Raw genomic sequence first — 20,907 nt, forward strand, 5'->3', positions numbered from 1 at the left:
TTCTTCCGGAGACTTCACCCATGCAACGCCTATTTCTGAGCCTGTTGATCTGCCTGGGCTTCGCGCTCCCGGCCACCGCCCATGCCTGGTGGCAAGACGACTGGCACTACCGTAAACAGATCTCGGTAGACACCACCGCCCAAGGCGCCGCCATCAACCAGGCGCTGGGCCGCACCGCGCTGCTGGTGCGCCTGCACACCGGCAATTTCACCTTTGATGGGGTCAAGGACGACGGCGCCGACCTGCGCTTTGTCAGCGCCGATGACAAGACCGTGTTCAACCACCAGATCGAGAGCTTCGACCCGCTGATGGGCATGGCGCTGATCTGGGTCGATGTGCCCAAGGTCGAGGGCGGCCAGCGCCAGGACCTGTGGATGTACTACGGCAACCAGAAGGCCGTGGCCACCGCCAACGGCCAACTGACGTTTGACCCCAACTACACCGCGCTCTATCACTTCGACGGCGCCAATGCCACGCCGCCACGGGACACCACCGCCTATGGCAACACCGTGCTGAATGCCACCGGCGCAAGCATCGACGGTGTGATCGGTCGTGCCTTGCAGTTCGCCGGCGAGCCGCTGCTGCTGCCCGCCAGCCCGTCGCTGCAACATGCCGCGGGCGGTGCGTTCACCGCCAGCGCCTGGCTGCGCCTGGACCAGGCCAGTGGCGAACAGATCGTCCTGGCCCGTCGCGACGGCACCCATAGCCTGTTGCTGGGCTTGAACCAGGGCATGCCGTTTGTGGACGTCGACGGCCAGCGTGCGGTCTCGACGCAGCCGCTGAACCCCGGCCAATGGCAGCACCTGGCGTTCACCGCAGAGGGTGAAAAAGTCGCGCTGTATGTCAATGGTCGCGAAACCGCCAGCCTTGCCGTGGCCCTGCCCGCGTTCAACACGCAACTGGCCGTCGGCGCCGACCTGCCGCAAGCGGGCAGCACGCACTTGCCGTTTGCCGGTGCGATGGATGAGCTGCGCCTGTCCAAAGTGGCGCGCCCGGCCGCCCTGTTGCTGGCCGATGCCAATGCCCAGGGGGCCGAGTCGAAACTGGTGGCTTACGGGGTGGATGAAGAACAGTCCGGCATGGGCTTTGGCAGCCTCGGCTTTTTGCTCAACGCCGTGCCGGTGGATGCTTGGGTGATCATCCTGGTCCTGGTGGCGATGATGTTCCAGTCGTGGGTCATCATGCTGCGCAAGAACCGCCAGGTCAGCCGCGTGAGCAGTGCCAACGAGGTGTTCCGCGAACACTTCGCGCAGATCGGCACGCGCTTGGAGATGTACGCCGACGACGCGCCACTGGGTGAGCGCTTGAGCCATTCCTCGCTGTGGCGCCTGTACTTGGTGGCGGTCAAGGAGATCCGCACCCGCCGTGCCCAAGGCGCTGATACTTCATCGGTGTCGGCGGCCACCATCGAAGCCATCCGCTGTTCCATGGATGGCGTGCGCACCCGCGAGAACCAGGCACTCAGTTCCAAACTTTCGACCCTCTCCAACGCCATTGCCGGCGGCCCGTACATCGGCCTGCTCGGCACGGTGCTGGGGATCATGGTGGTGTTCCTCGGCACGGCCATGGCCGGTGACGTCAACATCAACGCCATCGCCCCCGGCATGGCGGCGGCCTTGCTGGCCACGGCCATGGGCTTGTTCGTCGCGATCCCGGCGCTGTTTGGCTACAACCGCCTGATCACGCGTAACAAGGAGGTCAGCGCGGACATGCGCGTGTTCGTCGACGAGTTCATCACCCGCCTGGCGGAGATGCACGGCGAGAGCCAGCACAGCGAAGCCGCGCACCGCCGCGAACATCACGCATCGGTTCCGGCCTGAGGAGAATCGCCATGGCTTCCGTAAATACCTCCCACGACGATGACGATGATGCGGCGGTCGACAGCATCAACATCACGCCTTTGGTGGACGTGCTGATGGTGGTGCTGGTGATGTTCATCCTCACCGCCACCGCCCAGGTGTCGGGCATCCAGATCCATCTGCCCAAGGCCAGCGCCTCGGTGTCGTTGTCGGAGGCCAAGACCAAGGCGATCTCCGTCAACGATGGCGGCCAGGTGTTCCTGGATGCCTACCCGGTGACCCTCGGCGAGCTGGAAGAACGCCTGCGCATCGAGAAAGCGCTGAACCCGGACTTCCCGGTGATCGTGCGCGGCGACGCTATGGTGCAGTACCAGAAGGTCATCGAAGTGCTTGACCTGCTGCGCCGGCTGGAGCTGTCCCAGGTCGGGCTGGTCACCGGCAAACCGGGCCAGGGCTGAGTCATGACCGCACAGATCCCGATCACGCCGTTGCCGGTCAAAAAGACCCTGCCATTGCGCCCGCTGAAGTGGGGCGCCGGCCTGCTGCTGGCGGCCGTGGCGGCCTGGTTTTTATGGCAGTGGGCCAATGACATGAGTGGCGTACGCCGCGAAGCGCCGAAGGTGCCGACGATTATTCCGTTGCCGCCACCGCCGCCGCCACCCCCGGAAAAGCCCAAGGAACCGGAACCCCAAGTGGAAGAAAAAATCCCTGAGCCGGTGCCCACCCCGGAACCGGAAGAGGTCAAGCCGGCCGAGCAAGCGCCGCCTTCACCGGCCGATGACTTGGCCAACCCGATGCAGATCGATGGCGATGCCCAGTCGGGTAACGACGGTTTCAATATCGGTGCCGGCAAGGGCGGCGGCATGGCTGGCTCCGGTGGCGGTGGACTCGGCTCAGGCACGTACAAGCAGTACTTGGCCGGGGTGTTTCAACGGCTGCTGCGCGAAGACCCGCAGTTACGCAAGAAGGCTTACACGGTGCAGGCGGACTTGTGGTTGAACGCCGAAGGCGCGGTCACACGGGCCGAATTGGCGAAGTCCAGCGGCGACGCGGATACCGATGCCCAGGTCCTGGCCGCGTTGCGTGCGCCCCATGCCACGCAACGGGTGCCGGCCTCGGTGACGATGCCGGTCCGCCTGTCCCTCAAGGGCCGACGCCCAGATTGATCACATACGTTTTCAACTGCATTTTTCAACGGTTTTTTACAGGAGTTGCGTACACATGATTTCCCCCGTGAATCGACTGACCCTGGCGGTTGGCATGGTCATCGCGACCCTGGTCGGCCAGGCGGCGGCAGCCCCGGTTGCCCCTTCGGAAAATGTCACCATCAACCTGATCCGCCTGCTGGTGCAGCAGGGTGTGCTGACCCAGGACACGGCCAACGGCTTGATCGCCCAGGCCGAAAAAGAAGCCTTGCAGGCACGCCAGGCCAATGCGGCGCCGGTGGTTGCCAGCGGCCCGGCTGCGGCCCCTGGGGATGTGCGGGTGCAGTACGTGCCGCAAGCGGTGCGTGACCAGATCCGCGACCAGGTGAAGGCCGAAGTCATGGCCACCGCCAAGCAGGAAAACTGGGCGCAGCCCAACACCTTCCCGGACTGGGTGTCACGGGTGAGTTTTGATGGCGATATCCGCTTGCGCGACGAGTCGCGGTACTTCTCGGGCAAGAACGACGACACCGTCACCGACTACGCCAAGCTCAACGATTCGGGCCCGTATGACGTCAACCCTGGCACCAATACGCGTTTCCCGCCGTTGCTCAATACCCGTGAGGACCGTGAGAACCTGTTCCGCCTGCGTGCCCGCCTGGGCATGAAAGCGGTGATTTCGCCGGAATGGACCGCCGGTATTCGCCTGGGTACCGGTTCGGACAATAACCCGGTGTCCACCACCCAGACCCTGGGCGGTGGTTTCGGCAAGAAAGACATCTGGCTCGACCAGGGTTACCTGAGCTGGAAAGCCTCCGACGCGGTGACACTGACGGGCGGGCGCATAGGCAACCCGTTCTATTCCACCGACATGATGTATTCCAACGACCTCAACTTCGACGGCGTGGCGGCGATTTTCAATCACAGCCTCAACAGCGAGTGGGGCCTGTTCGGCACCCTTGGCGCGTTCCCGGTCGAGTACACCTCCGACACTGCCAGCAGCAACGGTGTGGACAAGGAAGACAGCGACACCAAATGGTTGTTTGGCGGGCAGATCGGTGCGCACTGGAAGATCAACCGCAGCAACAAACTCAAGCTTGCCGCTGCCTACTACCAGTTCCAGGACATCGAAGGCGAGCGTTCCAGCCCTTGCAAACCGTGGCAAGGTCAGCCCGGCTGCGACACAGACGGCTCGCGCGTGGCCTTCATGCAAAAGGGCAACAGCGTGTTCCACCTGCGTGACATCACCCCCAACCCGGCCACACCCGGCCTCACGCCGGAGCCGCAATACGTCGGCCTGGCCTCCAAGTTCAACGTGCTGGACCTCAACGCCGTCTGGGACAGCGAGTTGCCCAGCGACTTGAAACTGCGCAGCCAAGGCAACTTCATCCACAACCTGGCCTACGACAAGGGCGAAATGTTCCAGCGCAGCGAAGGCCAGATCCTCAACAACATCAACAGCGACGGCCAGTTTGAAAGTGGCGGCAATGCCTTGATGGTCTCGTTCACCCTCGGCAGTGCACTGGAAATGCGCAAGCGCGGCGACTGGAACGTGTTGGCCGGCTACAAGTACATCCAGCCCGACGCCTTGCCCGACGGCTTCAACGACTCCTCGTTTCACCTGGGCGGCACCAACGCCAAGGGGTACTTCATTGGCGCCAACTACGGCATCGAAAAGAATATCTACGCGAGTGCGCGTTGGTTGAGTGCCTCCGAAGTGTATGGCCAGCCGTTCGAAGTCGATGTGATGCAACTGGAACTCAACACGCGCTTTTGATGCGCAGGGAGATGCCACATGAACACGCGAATCTGCGGGCTGTTGCTGCTACTGGTAGCGACCGGTGCCTCGGCCGAAGGCATGGAGGAGCGCCTGCGCACGCAACTGCGCAGCACGACCCAGCAATTGCAGGCGCTGCAAAGCGAACAGGCCCAGGCCAGTGCTGCGCGTATCGCCGCCGAAAACCAGGCCAAGCAGGCCCAGGCACAGATCAAGCAATTGGCCGCCGAGCTGGAAAAAACCCGTGGCATGGCCGAGCAACTGGCCGGCCAGCAACAGAGCCTGCACAGCCAGGCACAAGCCCAGGTGAACGCAAGCAACGAGCAAATCGGTAAGTTCAAGAAGGCCTACGACGAGTTGCTGGTGCTGGCCAAGGGCAAGGAAACCGAACGGGCACGATTGCAGGCGCAGTTGAGCGAACGTGACACACAAGTGCAGCAATGTTCAGTCAAGAATCAACAGATGTACGGCGTGGCCCAGCAGTTACTCACTGCCTACGAAAAAATCGATGTGGCCGAGGTGATGAGTATTCGCCAGCCTTTCGCCAGCAGCGCGCGGGTCAAGTTCGAGGAACTGGCCCAGGGTTTTGGCGACGATTTGTACAAGAGCCGTTTTGATGCGCCCCAGGCAACCGCCAATCACTGATAGACAAGGAAGACACCATGAGCGAATTGATCACCAGCGTCAGCGTCCAGAGCCTCACCGAGCTGTTGCAGGAAGCCGGTTACCGGGTCAACCAGAGCGAGCAAAATGGCATCGTGCAGTTGCTCAGCGCCAGCCAGGGCATCGGCTTCGCCGTGCGCTTCGGCAACCCGGCGGCAGAGCAGGGCAACTACGTGGACTTCACCTACAGCTGCGCGCTGCGGGTGCAGGGCGAATTGCCGGAAGGCCTGGCCCAGGTGTGGAACGCCTCGCGCCGTTTTGCGCGGTTGTCGGTGCAGGGTGAGTTCCTGCTGATGGAAATGGACGTGGTGGTGGCCGGCGTCGGCGCCACGCACCTGCGCAGTCAGTTGGAGCTGTGGGACCGCCTGCTGCAGGAATTTATCGTCTACCTGCGTGAGTACAGCCAGCACGCTGCACAACTGCAGGCCGCCGCGGTTGGCGAAGAGGCACCGGTCCTGTGAAAAGGCCAACGCTGATGGTCGGCGTGGGTGCGTTGGCCCTGCTGGTGGTGGCGGTGGGCTTGAGCCTGCGACCGGGCAGCGACCCGGTGGCGGCGCAGCAACCGGCGGCGGTGATCAGCCCGGCATCAAGCGGGACGGCAGTGGCGCGCTTGGGCAATCAGCAGATCGACCTGCCGGAACTGAAAAGCGTACTGGCCAGCCTGCCAGCCGAGTCCCGCGAGCAACTGCGCGGCAACCGTGGCGCCCTGGAAACCTGGATTCGCTCGCGGCTGGCGCAAAAGGCCGTGCTCGAGCAGGCCGACGCCCAGGGCTGGCGCCAGCGCCCGGAAGTGGAACAGCAGACCCGCGCCGCCACCGAGCAGATTGTGTTTCGCGACTACATGCTGTCGGTCAGCCAAGTACCCGCCGACTACCCCAGCGCGACTGAGCTGCAACAGGCCTACGACAGCGGCAAAGCGCAATGGGTAACGCCGCCGTTGTATAGGGTAAGCCAGATTTTCCTCGCGGTGAACGACCCGCAAAGTGTCGACGCGGTGCGCCGTCAGGCCCAGGAACTGAGCCGCAAGGCCCAGGCCGCACCGGCCGATTTTGCCGCCCTGGCCACGCAGTTTTCCCAGGACCCGGACAGCGCCGCGCGCGGTGGCGACTCGGGCATGCAGCCGTTGCAGCAACTGGTTCCTGAGGTGCGGAACGCGGTGGCGCGGCTCAAGGTGGGGGCAGTGTCGGACGCGCTACAAAGCGCGGCCGGGTTCCATGTGCTCAAGCTGATCGGCCAGCAACCGGCACGCACCGCGACCCTCGACGAACTGCGTGAACGCTTGACCCAGGCCTTGCGTGCCCAGCGCCAGGAACAGATCGCCAAGGCCTACCTTGAAGGCATGCTCAACACGGCGACCTTGAGCATTGACGGCGCCGAGTTGAACAAGGTGCTGGAGTAACACCCGTCAATCCGCATTGGAAGCACTGGCCCATAAGACAAGGAGTCTCCCATGGCATTACTGGAACCGTCCGGCGTTCAGGGCGCCACCTATGCTGCATCGGCCGAGCCGCGCAGCCATTGGTTGGCCCTGGCCCATGAAATCGACCCGCAGGTGGCGCGCTACTTTCTGGTGAGTGCGCGTTGCGGCTGCTTCATGCAGGCGGCGCGTAGCTTGAATGTCAAGGCGACGCTGCTGCGCAAACGCCTGGCGCAACTGGAAGAACACCTGTGCCATGCGTTGTTCAGCTACCAGGGCAACGGCCTGGTGCTCAGCCATGACGGCCAGCAATTGCGGGCCCAACTGATCGCCCTGGCCCACGAGCGGCGCCTGCCGGTGGTGGAACAGCCGCTGATCCGCCTGGCGGTGGCTGAGCCGATCCTGCATGACATCCTCGGCCGTGACCTGATCGCCTTGCTGCGCCGCAACGCCAGCGTGCGCCTGGAGATCATCTCCATCGACAGCCACCTGTCCCTGCAAGCAGTGGAGGTGGACGTGGTGCTGTGGTTGGCAGACAGCGACGGCCCGACCCCCGGCCCGAGCTTCATCACCGAGCCGCCCCGGGCCCTGGCACGCCTGCAGTATTTGCCGCACATCGCCAAGCGCTATTCGCGCCTGGCCACCCGCCCGGACAGTGTGCAAGACCTCGCTGACTACATGCTGGTGCAATGGCAACCCGACGCACAGGTGGCTGCCTTGCAGCCATGGAACCAGGTGGTGGAGCAGCGCCTGGCCGCCGTGGTGCAGGTGCATGCCTATTCGCTGATGCTGGAGATGATCCGCTGCGGTGCCTGCATCGGGTTGCTGCCCCATTACATGAGCAGCTTCGACCGCGGGTTGGTGGCGTTGCCGGGGTTGTTGACCGAGAGCATGCAGCGCCAGGTGTGGCTGGCGGTGAATGCCCAGGTGCGGGATGCCGAGGCGGTGCAGATGATCGTTGAGTTGATCGTCGGTACGTTCGAGGGGCGGCGCGAGTGGTTTGATTGAAGCCGCAGCGATGCGCGGCCGGCCGCCGCCGTTCAGGCGGCGACCGGCATTCACCCTATTCAGGATTCGGGGGTAAAGGTTTTCCAGGTATTGGCGTCAGGGTTATTTTTGGTTTGTTTCTGGGCCAATAACCAGTACCGGTCTTCGGTGACTTGAAACACAGGGACGTACCCCATAGGCGCCTCCACCTGAAGGCCAGTGGCGTTGGCTAGCTTTTGGGGGAGGTCTGATTGCGCTGCCTTGTCGCTGATCAGTCGCAGCGTGTCAGCGTTTGTTTTTGTGCGCAGAGGGGCGATGAGTGCAGCCAGGCTCTCAGGGGTTTGAGGTGTGTCCTCACGCAGATTCCCTTCAAAGTTACCCGCTTTATCCGTGTGCCCCAGGATATTCAATCGGTTTTTCGGGTTGCTACCCTGCCCATCAATGAAGAACTCGAACTGTTCGCCCTCAGAAGAAGACAATAAAATGCTATTGGCTTTTTGTTCGGTATGAGACATTGTTTTAAAGTTTTCGTAGCTACTGAAATCGCGCGGCTGTGAAGGTTGCCGCGTCGGTATGAAATTGGGGGCGTCGGGTGATAGTTTGACTTTGGGCGAGCCGAAACGTGCAGGCTGATAATTGACGGTGACGGGTACGATTACAGGTTTTTCTGCAGTTCCGATATTCACATAAGCAGTGGATCCGTGAGGTTTTACCGCTTTAATGGTAACGTAGTTTTGGATGAACCTGAACTTCATTTGGATGCCGGCGAGCTTGTCGATATCAGCGTGGGAGAGATGAGGGAATTCTTGTTCGAAGCCGGCCCTGCTTGTTTTAAATACTTGGTCAGGTAGCTCTGTTAGTCCGCCGGCCTTTCCGATGACAGTCCCTTCAAAGCCTTTGAACGGTAAGTTTGTCGCTCTATGTAGTTGGGCCGCGAGGGAGTTATCACCTCCGGCCGCAGAGTAGCATGTAAGGATGCGCCCTTCTTTATACTGCTTGAAGTCCACGCCTCGGGCTAACAGCTCATAATAAACGTCATCGCCTGATAATTTTTTTCCCTCTCCTAATATCCTCGTGCCTGCACCCGGTTTTGGTTTGTAGCCATGTCCGATAATATTGATGCGTTTTTCTCCGTTATAGATATCTTCGAAGTATTGGATGTCCCCATCAATGGCCTTGATGTTTTCTACGCGCCCGCCCAATGTAACCAGCGTATTCGTCAATGGCCTGCTCGGAACATCCCCAGGCAATAACGTGCCGGGCGCAGGCTTCACGGTTGATGGGGCTGCGGGTGTTTTATTCGACGTCCGTACACTGGCGTGAAGGACCAACGATGCCAGGTTCGTCAACAGGTCTATCAGGGCGGCTTCCTTGTTGCCGCCCTTCTCATTGGTCAAAATTTCGATATCGCCGAGAATGCCCTGCGTCTGCAGTGCCAGGCCGATCAGCGCTCCGGGGCCGCGAAGGGCGGGCAAGACGGCGTTGAGGACGAGAAACCCACCTTCTTTCAGGGTTGCCCAGCGACTTTCCGCGTTTGACACCGTTTGCCGTTCGGCCAGCGTTGTCACGGTCTTGGCGTTAGCCTCGTACAGGTGGCTCATCAGTTGCCCGGCTTGCAGTTTTGCCCCTATGTCATCAATCCCGGCGCCGGTGGTGGCGAGCGTGGGGGCCGCCGGTGTGCTCGGTATAGTGAAGTCATCAATAAACACTCTGTTACGGTGCAGGTGAGGTTCGCTGAAACCACCGTGGGCATAGACTGTGCGGGTCGTTTCATCGGGCATCCAGGCCAGAATATCGTTTTGTAACTTTCCGGGTTTCTGGATGGCCTCCATCAATGCCTTGCGAGAAGGAAACTGCATCAGTGGAGCATCGGCCATCAGCGGGCGATAGAGAACATGCGGACCGACGCTGCTGTCCTTGGGTTCGATCAGGTACATGTTCTCGACGATGTCAGGCGATGCGCCAGGTTCGGGCACGAATGCCAATGGGCGCATCGTGATTTCATTGCCATTGACGGACTTGGTACCGGGAGTGGGGTCAAGTACCGCTTGAAGGTAACGAAACCCCATGGCGTTATCGAAACCAGACGCGCCTTTGGCGGTCAACTCCAGCGCCTTCATCTTTAGTTCAATCGGTACTTGTTGCACAAAACGTAGCTGACGTTCTGCTTTTTTTGCAGGGTCATCCAGCAACTCGCGTTTAAGCAAGTCTGGGTAGTTCTTTCCGACGTTGACTTTTTCAATCAACGCTTTGAGGGCGCCTTCTTTGCCCAGCGCCGGTATCAGCGTTCCCGTTGGTTTGTGGCGGACCTCTATGCTACCGCCAGGTAATCCAGCAAGGTTCTGGATGAACGCGTCGCTCAGGGCCATTTTAGTGGTCCGGATGGCTCCGAATCCGAACCCGGCCCCCGTGCCGCCATACGGCGTGTGAAACAGCACTTCTACATCATTGATGTCATAAGGGACGGGGGGCGGTGACAGCGCATTCAGTTGGTTCTGGGTATACGTCCGGATGTCCGGGATATCGCTGTTATAGGTGTGTTCCTTGTTGCGGCGCATATAGTCCGCCAATTCAAGGGTGAGGTCATGCAAGATGAAGCGATTGGCATCGGAGGTCGTCCTCATCCATTCGGACGGCTTTTGCTGGGACTGATCCGGCTGTTGCGGGTTGAGCAGTGTCGGCTCGGTGTTCACGGCGTCTGCTACTCGCCTGTTGATAACGACACTTGCCTGGATATAGAACGCATCCGCCTCCAACTTGGTCAGGGACGTGCTGAACGTATCGCCGGGCAGTTGTGTTTTCAGGTTTTGCTCCCATGCCTGTTTGGCAGCGGCCAGGGAGGTGTAAGGCGTCACCTTGCCGCTCGGTTCGCACACCAGCACAACCGGGTGCCCTGCGAGCTTGCGTTCGATGATCAGGTTGGGCGTCAGGTAGTCCGGGTTGTCTGGATGGGCGCGCTCAGTGCTGGCGATGGCGTATACGGTTATCTGCGAGCCGTCGGCAAGCTTAGGGCGTGTCGATCCGTGGGGATACCTCACGGCCATGTCCAAGGTTTCGCGCTGCAGGTCATTGAGTCCTGGATGTTTCAAGCTGGCCAGGCGCAGGTTGCTGCGCACCAGGTCGCTGAGCATCAAGCGGCGATCACCGGCAAACATGGGGGTGACACTCACCGAGGTATCGGCGCCAAAACCCGGTGCGGGCGCGCTGAAAGGTGGTTTGCCCCAGTAGTCGAGCCGCGCTGTTTGGAGCGCGACGTTCAGCTTGCCCGACAACTCGCTCATCGCTCGTTGCAGAGCCGGTTTGTCGATTGCAAGCGCAGTACCTGCTGGGGTGCCGGTAAGTGCCAGAGCGTTCGCTCGGGTGTCGACAAATTTACCTTCGCTGGCGAAAACCGGTGCGTCATTGCCGGCGATGCAGTCAATGGCCAATTCCATCAGTTGCGTTTGATTGAATTGGCCGGGGTTTGTCGGATCGGGCTCTGCAAAGGCCAGTTGCTCAACATCGACTTTCAGTGATGGTGATAGCTGACTCAGGGTGTCCTTGAGTAATCCGGCTACAACGGTTTGCAGGCCTGGCTCTCCCTCAAACAGACTGCGGGCGATGGCGCTCACCGGGCCGACGGCAGCAGGTTTTGCGGTTTCTGGTGTTTGCGGGGCGGCCTTCGCACTAGGTGCGTCAATACGGTGTCGTCGCGTGTTGGCGTGTTCCGCGATCGTAACTGCCTGCACGGCGGCTTGCTGCATGTTGCGAACCGCGCGAGAGACGTCGTCCATCGCAGGGTTGTGTTTTACCAGCGCGGGGAAACCTGCGCGGATAAGCCCGGCATTTTGCGCCATCCACTGTTGTTGTGAGCCGTTCTCGGGCTTCGCCCCGTAGAAGTTCAAGATCTGATAGATGTCTGGCTTGCGTAAAATCTGGTCGGGGGTCTCTACGCTGTACGAACCGCCCGGTGCAAGGTTACGGGCTGCATTGGTAATGTTACGTTCAATGGCCGCCCAGTGCTCAGATGAGGTTTTGGTGAACTTAGCACTTTTAGGTTTGCCGCTTGGGTCTGTTACGAAGCATTGCAAATCACCCGAAGGTACATCGATGACAACCGTTGACGGAATGATGTTGTGCTCTCGCGTAAATCTTAGAAAAGTGTCGGTGGATAGCGTCTCCCGGTATTTTTCGATCGCGTGTATATAGGATGAGTCAGCAGGAATATCAGGGATATTTGTGAGTCGCCACTGACTGGAGCTGCTGAACGCTGTCAGGACTCTGCTGCAAATGCGTGCAAGTTCACGGTCCGCTTCATCGACACGCTCCGAGGGTGTCGGTGTTCGGCTTGAGTCGGCAATGCCGCCGCTGCGCTCAAAGGTCGCTGTGGCAATGGTTTCCTTCGCCGTGCGTTGTGCTTGCCGGATACGCAGGGTTTGCGATGGAGTGTCCAGCGGCAGAGGGCCATTGGGAATATTCAGGGAGTCGAACTCACCGGAATCCTGTAGAGATTTGACGACTTTAAAAGGATCGTCCTCATAGTCATCCCTTTCTACGGCGTAGTAGTCACCGACTAAGGCAATGGGCGCCTCGTGTCCGCCGGTGTACTGGAACGAGCGTGTTTGATCTGCGACCAAGTCTCTGGCGGCCGCGGCAACGACGGAGGCGGCCTGCGTCCAGCCAGGAGTCTGGTTCAAAAAGGTTTTGGTCTGGCCATTGATGGTGCATTCCATGCCTCCTGAGTCGGGAAACCACCTGAGGTTGGAACGGTCGATGTTGTTGTCTTTGGCAAACGTTGCAAACGGTTCTTGATTGAGGGCCTGGGTGAAGCGCGCCCAGGCTTGGCCGAAGGTGGAAAACGGTGGAATGTTAGTGACCGTGGGAGCTTCGGTTTCCGTCCTCCTGACATTGCGCTTGTAAATAATCTGACTCATCAACGCAGCGCTAAACTGCTCGGCCATTTCACCGTCGCTTCTTTCTACCAATTGGGCGGCTTGTTCCTGGATTTGTGTCGGGGAAGTGTGTGGTAGTACCCGTCGAGAGATGTGATGGGTCGCAGCCGGGTCGTCCTGTACGGGTGTTTGCGATTGAGTCTGTGCGGGGTGCGTTTCGAAGCGTGGTGCGTGTGATGTTACTTTCATAAAAAGCCTTGAGGTAATGCGTGACTGGACGCTGACACAGGGGTCGTTATTTGATGCGCCTGTTATGTCGGTTGTTTAGGCTGTCCCGTTCCCTCAAATGTATGTCTGGTGTTTTTTACACGTTCGTCACGGGTGGGCTGCCTGGCACTCTGAGACGCAGATTGCGTTAACCTGTCGGACTTTGAATACGCCGACGCAGGCAAAGTGACTAAGATGCAAGCCACCCGTCTGACATTGATCTGTCATGCCGTAACCCCCTCGCAAAAAAAGGGGCGCTTTCCCGACGATGAGTCCATCACGACTAATGGGCGAAGCGCGGCGTTGTCCCTTGCCGACCGCTATAAGAAAAACCTACGTCTGTTGTGCGGCCCCGAGGCCCGTGCCCGGCAGACCGCAGGCATGTTCGCCAGTGCGCCTGTGATCGAAAATGCCTTGCGTGATGCTGATGTAGGTCACTGGAAAGGCAAGGGCATCGATGAGCTTGATCGCGATGAATTGACGCAGTGGCTTACTGATAGCGCCAGCGTCCCCCACGGCGGCGAGTCGGTGACGCAGGTCTGCGCGCGGGTGGCGCAATGGATACAATCCCTTGAAGCCAAACCGGGCCATGTCGTGGCTATCACTCATCCTTTCGTGATTCGCGCCGCGCTGCTGTATGTCATGCAGTGTCCAGTGTCGATGTTCTATTTGATCGACGTCGAACCGCTGTCCGCCACTGAGTTGCGCTTTAATGGCGTGTGGCGCCTGCGCCTGGAAACTCACGCCTGAGTGCGTGAACATGGCAAAATCCACGCCCCGCAATGAGAGCAACCCATGAAACGCATCCTGATCATCGGCATTGGCGCCGGCAACCCTGACTACATCACGATGCAGGCCGTGAAGGCGCTGAACCGCACCGACGTGTTTTTCCTGATGGACAAGGGCCAGAGCAAAGACAAGCTGATCGATCTGCGCCGCGAGATCTGCGAGACCTACATCACCGAGCCCGGCTACCGCTTTGTCGAGGCCGAGTGCCCCGAGCGGGTGCGCGGTGAGATCGACTACACCACCGCCGTGCAGGACCTCAACCGCGACAAGCAGGCAACCTTCGAACGCATGATCAACGAGGAAATGGCCGACGGCGAAGTCGGCGCGTTCCTGGCCTGGGGCGACCCGGCGCTGTACGACAGCACCATCCGCATCTTGCAGGCGATCCTGGCCGGCGGCCGGTGTGCGTTCGAATTCGAAGTGATCCCCGGCATCACCAGCGTGCAGGCCCTGGCGGCCCAGCATAAGGTGGCGTTGAACCGCATTGGCAAGTCGGTTGAAATCACCACCGGGCGGCGGTTGGCGGCGGGGCAGGCCAGTGATGCCGATACATTGGTGGTGATGCTTGATGCCGAAGATTCCTACCGCACGGTGACCGATCAGGACCTGGATATTTACTGGGGCGCCTATTTGGGCACGCCGGATGAAATCCTGATCAGCGGCAAAGTCAGCGATGTCGCTGAAGAGATCGAACGGGTGCGCAAGGCGGCGCGCCAGGCCAATGGCTGGATCATGGACACGTATTTATTGCGCAAACCCTGAGGTAACGTCCCATGCTCAAACTGTTTGCCCTGGCGCTGACCCTGGTGGCCGGTGTCGCTCACGCCGATGCTGACCTGCACACTGATTTGCCACTGTCGTACCTGGAACAGACCCAGGGCGAAGCACGCAACCAGCCGTTGGTGATTTTTTTGCACGGCTTTGGCAGCGACGAGCAAGACCTGTTTGGCATCAAGGACGTGCTGCCGCCCACCTGGACCTACTTGTCGGTGCGCGCGCCGATGCCGGTTCAGCCCGACGGCTTCCGCTGGTTTACCAAGACGCCGGGCGATGGCGATTACGACGGTGTGACCGCCGATTTGCACAGCAGCGCCGCGCTGATCAAAGACTTTGTAGCGAAGGCCACTGCCAAGTATCACACCCAGCGTGACCGGGTGTTCCTGGTGGGGTTCAGCCAGGGCGCGATCATGTCCTACGAAGTTGCGTTGCGTGATCCTGCGTTGGTGCGCGGTATTGCAGCGTTGAGCGGCAGCCTGTTGCCTGTTCTCAAGGCCGAGCTGAAGCCGGATGAGCGACTGGGCGAACTGGCGATTTTTATCGGCCATGGCACGTTGGACCAGGCGCTGCCGTATGCGTCGGCGACGCGGGCGAATGACGTATTGGTGGGGCTTGGGTTGAAGCCAGAGTTTCATGGCTATACGGGGGTGAACCACACGGTCAGTGCGGTAGAAGTGCGGGATTTGAAGGCCTGGTTGGAAAAGAGCCTGAAATGAATGCGGTCAAAAATGTGGATGGCGGTGGGTCAGTGATCAGTTGCATTAACTGACAATCCCTCATCGGCGCATAGGTATCTAGACACCTCTTAAAGGCTGGCATATAACTCTGTGGTGAGCGGGCTTGCCCCGCGCCGGGCTGCGCAGCAGCCCCAAAACCAGGGCACTCGGTGTGTCTGGAAAAACTGGGTGGCGTTGATGGGGCCGCTTCGCAGCCCAGCGCGGGGCAAGCCAGCTCACCACAAAAAAACGCGCTCACCACAGAGTTGTGTAGATACCGACGCCCCGATGGCCAAGGGTATCTACATAACGTCCAATGGATGCTGAACCCCTGCCAAACAAGCTGTTGTGGTGAGCGGGCTTGCCCCGCGCTGGGCTGCGCAGCGGCCCCAAAACCAGGGCGCTCGGTGCGTCTGGAAAAACTGGGTGGCGTTGATGGGGCCGCTTCGCAGCCCAGCGCGGGGCAAGCCCGCTCACCACAAAAAAACGCGCTCACCACAGAGTTGTGTAGATACCGACGCCCCGATGGCCATGGGTATCTACACAACGTCCAATGGATGCTGAATCTCTGGCAAACAGGCTGTTGTGGTGAGCGGGCTTGCCCCGCGCTGGGCTGCGCAGCGGCCCCAAAACCAGGGCACTCGGTGCGTCTGGAAAAACTGGGTGGCGTTGATGGGGCCGCTTCGCAGCCCAGCGCGGGGCAAGCCCGCTCACCACAAAAAAAACGCGCTCACCACAGAGTTGTGTAGATACCGACGCCCCGATGGCCAAGGGTATCTACATAACGTCCAATGGATGCTGAATCTCTGGCAAACAAGCTGTTGTGGTGAGCGGGCTTGCCCCGCGCTGGGCTGCGCAGCGGCCCCAAAACCAGGGCACTCGGTGTGTCTGGAAAAACTGGGTGGCGTTGATGGGGCCGCTTCGCAGCCCAGCGCGGGGCAAGCCCGCTCACCACAAAAAAACGCGCTCATCACAGAGTTGTGTAGATACCGACGCCCGCATGGCCTTGGGTATCTACACAACGTCCAATGGATGCTGAACCTCTGGCAAACAAGCTGTTGTGGTGAGCGGGCTTGCCCCGCGCCGGGCTGCGCAGCAGCCCCAAAACCAGGGCGCTCGGTGTGTCTGGAAAAACTGGGTGGCGGTGATGGGGCCGCTTCGCAGCCCAGCGCGGGGCAAGCCCGCTCACCACAGAAAAAAATGCGCTCATCACAGAGTTGTGTAGATACCGACGTCCGCATGGCCTTGGGTATCTACATAACGTCCAATGGGTGCTGAATCTCTGGCAAACAAGCTGTTGTGGTGAGCGGGCTTGCCCCGCGCCGGGCTGCGCAGCGGCCCCAAAACCAGGCGCTGAGTTCTAACAGAAAAATCCCGTTGCCTTTATGGGGGCCGCTTCGCAGCCCAGCGCGGGGCAAGCCCGCTCACCACAGAAAAAAATGCGCTCATCACAGAGTTGTGTAGATACCGACGCCCCTCCCGCAGTGGGTATTGAGTGTTTGGATGTCTGGTCACTTGCCGCCGGTGATTTGCTTCACCAGTTCAGCATGTCCCTTTGCATCATCCGCGCGTGAGATCGCCTGGATCACCAGCAGGTGATTCCCCGAGCCGCCCAGGAACGTGGAGTTCAAGGTCTTGCCGCCGCCTTGAGTGGCGGTGCTGTCCACCTGGCGCAGGCCCAGGCCCTTGATGGTCAGTTTCTTCTCACTTTGCTTTTTGAAGTCGGGCAGGGCGGCGCTCTGGTCTTTGACGAAGCCGGCCACGGCACCGTCGAGGAACTGCGGGTCGTTGTCTCCGATCTTAACCCCGTCGTTACGCACGGTTTCGGCGACGATCACCACACTTTTAGCCGTCTGGTTGGCGTACATCGTGCCTTGGGTGTCGGCAGTGCCATCCTCGGCCTTTCCGGCCGGCAGGGTGTCGGCGGTGTAGGCTTTGGGCAGGCTGAAGGTGAATTTGCCGCCCAGGGTGGAGATGGTCTGGGTGGTCGGCTTGGCAGCGGCGAATACGCTGCCGGCGGTAAGCGCAAGGGCCAGCAGGGCAGCGGTCTTGGTGAAAGTGGCCATGAAGCGCTCCAGGGATGAACGAAATTGCGGCGTATTCTGTCAGAAAAATCGCAATATCGTTCATCCGTGGCCTCACACCTTGTCGGACTCTTCCTCAAGTCTGTCCATTTCAAACAGTCGCGCCAGTTCTGTGCGGGCTTCCTGGGCGGTTTGCATCACCTTGGCTGCGTCGTCGTATACCGCGTGCTGGGCTGCGAGCACTTGCAGATCGTGGTTTTTGAAGCGGGTGATGCGCGCATCGGCCTGGGCCTGGGTCAAGCCCAGGCCCACCAAGGTACGGCGGCTCATTTCCAGGCTTGAGTAGAAGGTTTCGCGGACCGGCGAGGCGTCCAGGTCTACCAGGCGGTGCACGTGCTGGCGGTTGCGGGCGCGGGCGATGATCTTCATGTGGGGGTAGAGGCTGCGCACCAACTCGGCGGTCTTGATGTTGATCTCCGGGTCATCCATGGCGATCACAAAGAACTCCGCCTGGTCGACCTTGGCCGCATGCAGGATCTCGGGGCGTTGTGGGTCGCCGTAGAACACCGGCATGCCGCCGAAGCTGCGGGTCAGCTCGATGGTTTCCACCGAGGTGTCGAGGGCGATGAACGAGATGTTCTGGGCCCGCAGGATCCGCGCCACGATCTGGCCCATACGGCCCATTCCGGCGATCACTACACGCGGCGCATCGCTTTCGATGGCGCGGTATTCCTCGGGCACTTCCACCGGTTTGACCTTGGGTTTGAACAGCTTCGGGCACACTAGCAACAGCAGCGGCGTCACGGCCATCGACAGGGTGATGGTCAGCACCAGGATGTCGTACAGGTGCGGTTCAAACAGGCCCTGGTCGCGACCGATCTTGAACACCACAAAGGCGAATTCACCGCCGGCTGCCAGTACCACACCCAGGCGCAGGGCGCTTTCGCGATTGAGGTCGCCCACCAGCCGGGCCACGGCGTAGAGCAGCGGCAGCTTGAGGCCGATCAACAGCAAGGTCAGGCCGATCACCACCAGGGGCGAACTGAGCAACAGGCTGAGGTTGGCACCCATGCCCACGCTGATAAAGAACAGCCCCAGCAGCAGGCCCTTGAACGGTTCGATCTGGGACTCGAGTTCGTGGCGGTATTCCGAATCCGCCAGCAGCAGGCCGGCGAGGAAGGCACCAAGGGCCATGGACACGCCGACCAGTTCCATCAGCCAGGCGGTGCCGATCACCACCAGCAGCGCGGTGGCGGTGGACACTTCGCGCAGGCCGGTCTTGGCGACGATGCGAAACACCGGCCGCAGCAGGTAACGCCCGCCGATGATCACCACGGCAATGCTGCCGAGGATCTGCAGGACGTGTTGCACGCCTTGGGCTTCGGTGGTCGGATGATCACTGCCGGCCAGCAACGGCACCATGGCGATCAGCGGAATTGCTGCAATGTCCTGGAACAGCAAGATGGCAAACGCCAGGCGCCCGTGGGGCTGGTTAAGCTCCTTGCGCTCGGCCAGGCTTTGCAGGCCAAACGCAGTCGACGACAGCGCCAGGCCCAAGCCCAGCACGATGGCGCTGTTCCAGGCCTGCCCAAATACCCAGAGCGCCACTGCGCCCATCACCAGCCCGGTCAAAAGCACCTGGGCCAGGCCGACGCCGAATACCGACTTGCGCATCACCCATAAACGCTTGGGTGACAGTTCCAGGCCGATGATGAACAGCAGCAACACCACGCCCAGTTCCGAAAACTGCGCCACGCTCTGCGGGTTGCCCACCAGGCCCAGCACCGACGGGCCGATGATCACTCCGGCGAACAGATAGCCCAGCACCGCACCCAATTGCAGGCGTTTGGCCAGGGGCACGGTCAGCACGGCGGCGAGCAGGAACACCACGGCTGCTTGTAACAGGTTGCCTTCATGGGGCATTGCGAACTCCAGGATCTTGAAAACCAATCAACAGGTGCGTATTAGAGCGCTTTTTACATGTTGAAAATTGTGTTTTTGCTGCGTATCCGGCCGATGTCTCGCGGCTCGTTACCGGGCAATGAGCTGCTTGCTGGCGTCTTGGAAGGTCATGCAAACAATTTGCCGTGGATTGCGAGTGGAAGTCTGGCAACTTCAAACCTGGTTTTATGCCTTTGAGTTTATATTCCTTGGGTGGCATATTTGCATGAGCTGGGACATTGAATACACGGAACCGAGTGTTGTAAGCCTTTGATCCACGGCGATACGCGTTACTGCTGATCGGTGGAGATAAGACCGGACAACACCGATGGTATGAGGAGCACGTGCCGCTGGCAGAAAAGTTGTACGACGTACATTTGAATATGTTGAGTCAAGAGGGCCGTAACCATGGCTAAAAAATTCGCCGAACTTCAAGCTTGCATGACGCCGCAGGCCCGTGCCGATGCCAAGCAGTTGTTTGAGCTGCACCTCAAGCAAATGCCGCTGCACGAGCTGCGCAAGGCTCAGCAACTGAGCCAGGAGAGCCTGGCCAAAGCGCTGAATATCAACCAGGCCGCCGTTTCCAAGATGGAGCGGCGCACAGACATGTACATCAGCACCTTGCGTGATTACATCCGCGCAATGGGCGCAGAGCTGGAGATTATTGCGACGTTTCCTGATGGGCAGGTAAAGATCGACAATTTTGCGTATTGAACCTGTCGCAGTAGCCCGGCCAAGTGTCGGGCTTTTTTTCAGCGGCGATTATTTTCAGTCGGCATCACGGCAAGGCGCCCGCGGTACAAGCCCACCGCCAGCCCGGCAATGATGATCGCAATCGAGATTAGGTTTGGCGTGGAAATACGCTCACCAATGATCAACATCGAACTGGTGATTCCGAACACCGGGATCAACAACGACAGCGGTGCCACCGTGGACACGGGATACAGCCTGAGCAGCGAATTCCAGCCCCAATAGGCGAAATGCGTGGCCAGGTACACCTGGAACCCAATGGACAGGGTTGCCGTCAGGTCGAGGCTTTCGTGCAAGCCTGCGAACGCGGCGCTGCCTTTCATCAACCAGGCAATGAGAAACAACGGAAGCGGCGGGAACAGGCTGGCCCAGACCATGAACGAGAAGATCTCCTTCACGCCCGATTGCTTGATGATGACGTTGCCCACGCTCCAGGCCACGGCACTGAGCACGATCAGCAGCACGCCCAGCAGGGCGTGGTTGCCTGCCTGGGTGCACATGATCCCCGCCAGTCCGGCCAGGGCGAGGCAGGCACCGAGCTTCTGTGCGCCACGGATTTTTTCCTTGAACAGCAAAAAGCCCCAGCCCATGGTGAAAAACACGCTGAGTTGAATGATCAATGAAGCGATCCCGGGGCTTACACCCAATTGAATCCCGTAGTTGATCACGCCCCACATCCCCAGCCCGAAGATAAAGCCGTAGGCGGCGACGTAGCGAAATTGCACGGCGGGGCGCTTGACGAAAAACACCAGTGGCAGGGCGGCGAGGGCAAAGCGCAGGCCCGTGAGGACAAAGGGGTCGACGGAACGCAAGCCTAACTGGGTGATGGGGAAATTGACCCCCCAGACCAGCGTGACGAGCACGGCCAGGACCAGATGCTTTTTGTGCATGAACCTTCTCTTGTGGCAGTGACGAGGGCGACGATTTTAGAAAACAACCCAATGGCCCGCTTGCGCTTTCAGGTCGTAATTTGACAGTATCGGG

16 protein-coding genes and 1 pseudogene are annotated in these 20,907 nt (G+C 60.1%); 13 read left to right on the forward strand and 4 right to left on the reverse strand.

What is annotated here, in order from left to right; genetic code table 11:
• Nucleotides 1-20: 20 nt before the first annotated feature.
• Genes PspS35_RS12240 through PspS35_RS12275 form a run of 8 tightly spaced genes read left to right on the forward strand, consistent with a single transcriptional unit; the run spans nt 21 to nt 7,809 of the window.
• Nucleotides 21-1,820: a MotA/TolQ/ExbB proton channel family protein gene (locus PspS35_RS12240; protein WP_159934775.1), complete on the forward strand. Its 1,800-nt coding sequence runs from the start codon at nt 21-23 to the stop codon at nt 1,818-1,820.
• Between the two features lie 11 nt (nt 1,821-1,831).
• Nucleotides 1,832-2,257 (forward strand): biopolymer transporter ExbD, encoded by a 426-nt coding sequence (locus PspS35_RS12245; RefSeq protein ID WP_159934777.1) that lies wholly within the window; start codon nt 1,832-1,834, stop codon nt 2,255-2,257.
• A 3-nt stretch (nt 2,258-2,260) separates the two neighbouring features.
• Nucleotides 2,261-2,965: an energy transducer TonB gene (locus PspS35_RS12250; protein WP_159934779.1), complete on the forward strand. Its 705-nt coding sequence runs from the start codon at nt 2,261-2,263 to the stop codon at nt 2,963-2,965.
• A 55-nt stretch (nt 2,966-3,020) separates the two neighbouring features.
• The gene (locus PspS35_RS12255) at nt 3,021-4,721 is read left to right on the forward strand and encodes a putative porin (protein WP_159934781.1); all 1,701 of its coding nucleotides are present in this window, start codon (nt 3,021-3,023) and stop codon (nt 4,719-4,721) included.
• A gap of 18 nt (nt 4,722-4,739) precedes the next feature.
• Nucleotides 4,740-5,366 carry a DNA repair protein gene (locus tag PspS35_RS12260; protein WP_159934783.1) on the forward strand — a complete coding sequence of 209 codons (627 nt, stop codon included), beginning with the start codon at nt 4,740-4,742 and terminating at the stop codon, nt 5,364-5,366.
• Between the two features lie 17 nt (nt 5,367-5,383).
• Complete coding sequence (locus tag PspS35_RS12265) at nt 5,384-5,845, forward strand: YbjN domain-containing protein (RefSeq protein WP_159934785.1); 462 nt, start codon at nt 5,384-5,386, stop codon at nt 5,843-5,845.
• Nucleotides 5,842-6,783, forward strand: coding sequence for a peptidylprolyl isomerase (locus PspS35_RS12270; RefSeq protein WP_159934787.1), 942 nt, complete (start codon nt 5,842-5,844; stop codon nt 6,781-6,783). The genes PspS35_RS12265 and PspS35_RS12270 overlap by 4 nt, the downstream gene beginning before the upstream one ends.
• Nucleotides 6,784-6,834: 51 nt before the next feature.
• A complete protein-coding gene (locus PspS35_RS12275; RefSeq protein WP_159934789.1) occupies nt 6,835-7,809 on the forward strand; it encodes a LysR family transcriptional regulator in 975 nt (324 codons plus the stop codon).
• A 59-nt stretch (nt 7,810-7,868) separates the two neighbouring features.
• Here the strand turns inward: PspS35_RS12275 and PspS35_RS12280 are convergent, their stop codons facing one another.
• On the reverse strand, nt 7,869-12,728 hold the full coding sequence (locus PspS35_RS12280; RefSeq protein ID WP_159934791.1) for a hypothetical protein: 4,860 nt from the start codon (nt 12,726-12,728) through the stop codon (nt 7,869-7,871).
• A 393-nt stretch (nt 12,729-13,121) separates the two neighbouring features.
• Between PspS35_RS12280 and PspS35_RS12285 the strand changes: the two genes are divergently transcribed.
• Genes PspS35_RS12285 through PspS35_RS12295 form a run of 3 tightly spaced genes read left to right on the forward strand, consistent with a single transcriptional unit; the run spans nt 13,122 to nt 15,208 of the window.
• The gene (locus PspS35_RS12285; RefSeq protein WP_159934793.1) at nt 13,122-13,676 is read left to right on the forward strand and encodes a histidine phosphatase family protein; all 555 of its coding nucleotides are present in this window, start codon (nt 13,122-13,124) and stop codon (nt 13,674-13,676) included.
• 45 nt (nt 13,677-13,721) lie between these two features.
• A complete protein-coding gene (cobF, locus tag PspS35_RS12290) occupies nt 13,722-14,477 on the forward strand; it encodes a precorrin-6A synthase (deacetylating) (protein WP_159934795.1) in 756 nt (251 codons plus the stop codon).
• A gap of 11 nt (nt 14,478-14,488) precedes the next feature.
• Nucleotides 14,489-15,208 carry an alpha/beta fold hydrolase gene (locus tag PspS35_RS12295; RefSeq protein ID WP_159934797.1) on the forward strand — a complete coding sequence of 240 codons (720 nt, stop codon included), beginning with the start codon at nt 14,489-14,491 and terminating at the stop codon, nt 15,206-15,208.
• Nucleotides 15,209-16,719: 1,511 nt separating this feature from the next.
• On the opposite strand, the gene PspS35_RS12300 is transcribed toward PspS35_RS12295, so the two are convergent.
• Both PspS35_RS12300 and PspS35_RS12305 read right to left on the reverse strand, forming a co-directional pair.
• Nucleotides 16,720-17,274 (reverse strand): hypothetical protein, encoded by a 555-nt coding sequence (locus tag PspS35_RS12300; protein ID WP_159934799.1) that lies wholly within the window; start codon nt 17,272-17,274, stop codon nt 16,720-16,722.
• A gap of 72 nt (nt 17,275-17,346) precedes the next feature.
• Nucleotides 17,347-19,155 (reverse strand): monovalent cation:proton antiporter-2 (CPA2) family protein, encoded by a 1,809-nt coding sequence (locus PspS35_RS12305; protein ID WP_159934801.1) that lies wholly within the window; start codon nt 19,153-19,155, stop codon nt 17,347-17,349.
• A gap of 272 nt (nt 19,156-19,427) precedes the next feature.
• On the opposite strand from PspS35_RS12305, the pseudogene PspS35_RS30300 reads away from it, so the two are divergent.
• A pseudogene (locus PspS35_RS30300) lies at nt 19,428-19,589 on the forward strand (type II toxin-antitoxin system RelE/ParE family toxin); the annotation flags it as partial.
• Nucleotides 19,582-19,887 (forward strand): XRE family transcriptional regulator, encoded by a 306-nt coding sequence (locus PspS35_RS12310; RefSeq protein ID WP_159934803.1) that lies wholly within the window; start codon nt 19,582-19,584, stop codon nt 19,885-19,887. The pseudogene PspS35_RS30300 and the gene PspS35_RS12310, both read left to right, overlap by 8 nt.
• 38 nt (nt 19,888-19,925) lie before the next feature.
• Here PspS35_RS12310 and PspS35_RS12315 read toward each other — a convergent pair whose 3' ends face one another.
• Complete coding sequence (locus PspS35_RS12315; RefSeq protein ID WP_159934805.1) at nt 19,926-20,813, reverse strand: EamA family transporter; 888 nt, start codon at nt 20,811-20,813, stop codon at nt 19,926-19,928.
• Nucleotides 20,814-20,907 lie beyond the last annotated feature (94 nt).

The organism is Pseudomonas sp. S35 (assembly GCF_009866765.1).
Lineage (GTDB): Bacteria > Pseudomonadota > Gammaproteobacteria > Pseudomonadales > Pseudomonadaceae > Aquipseudomonas.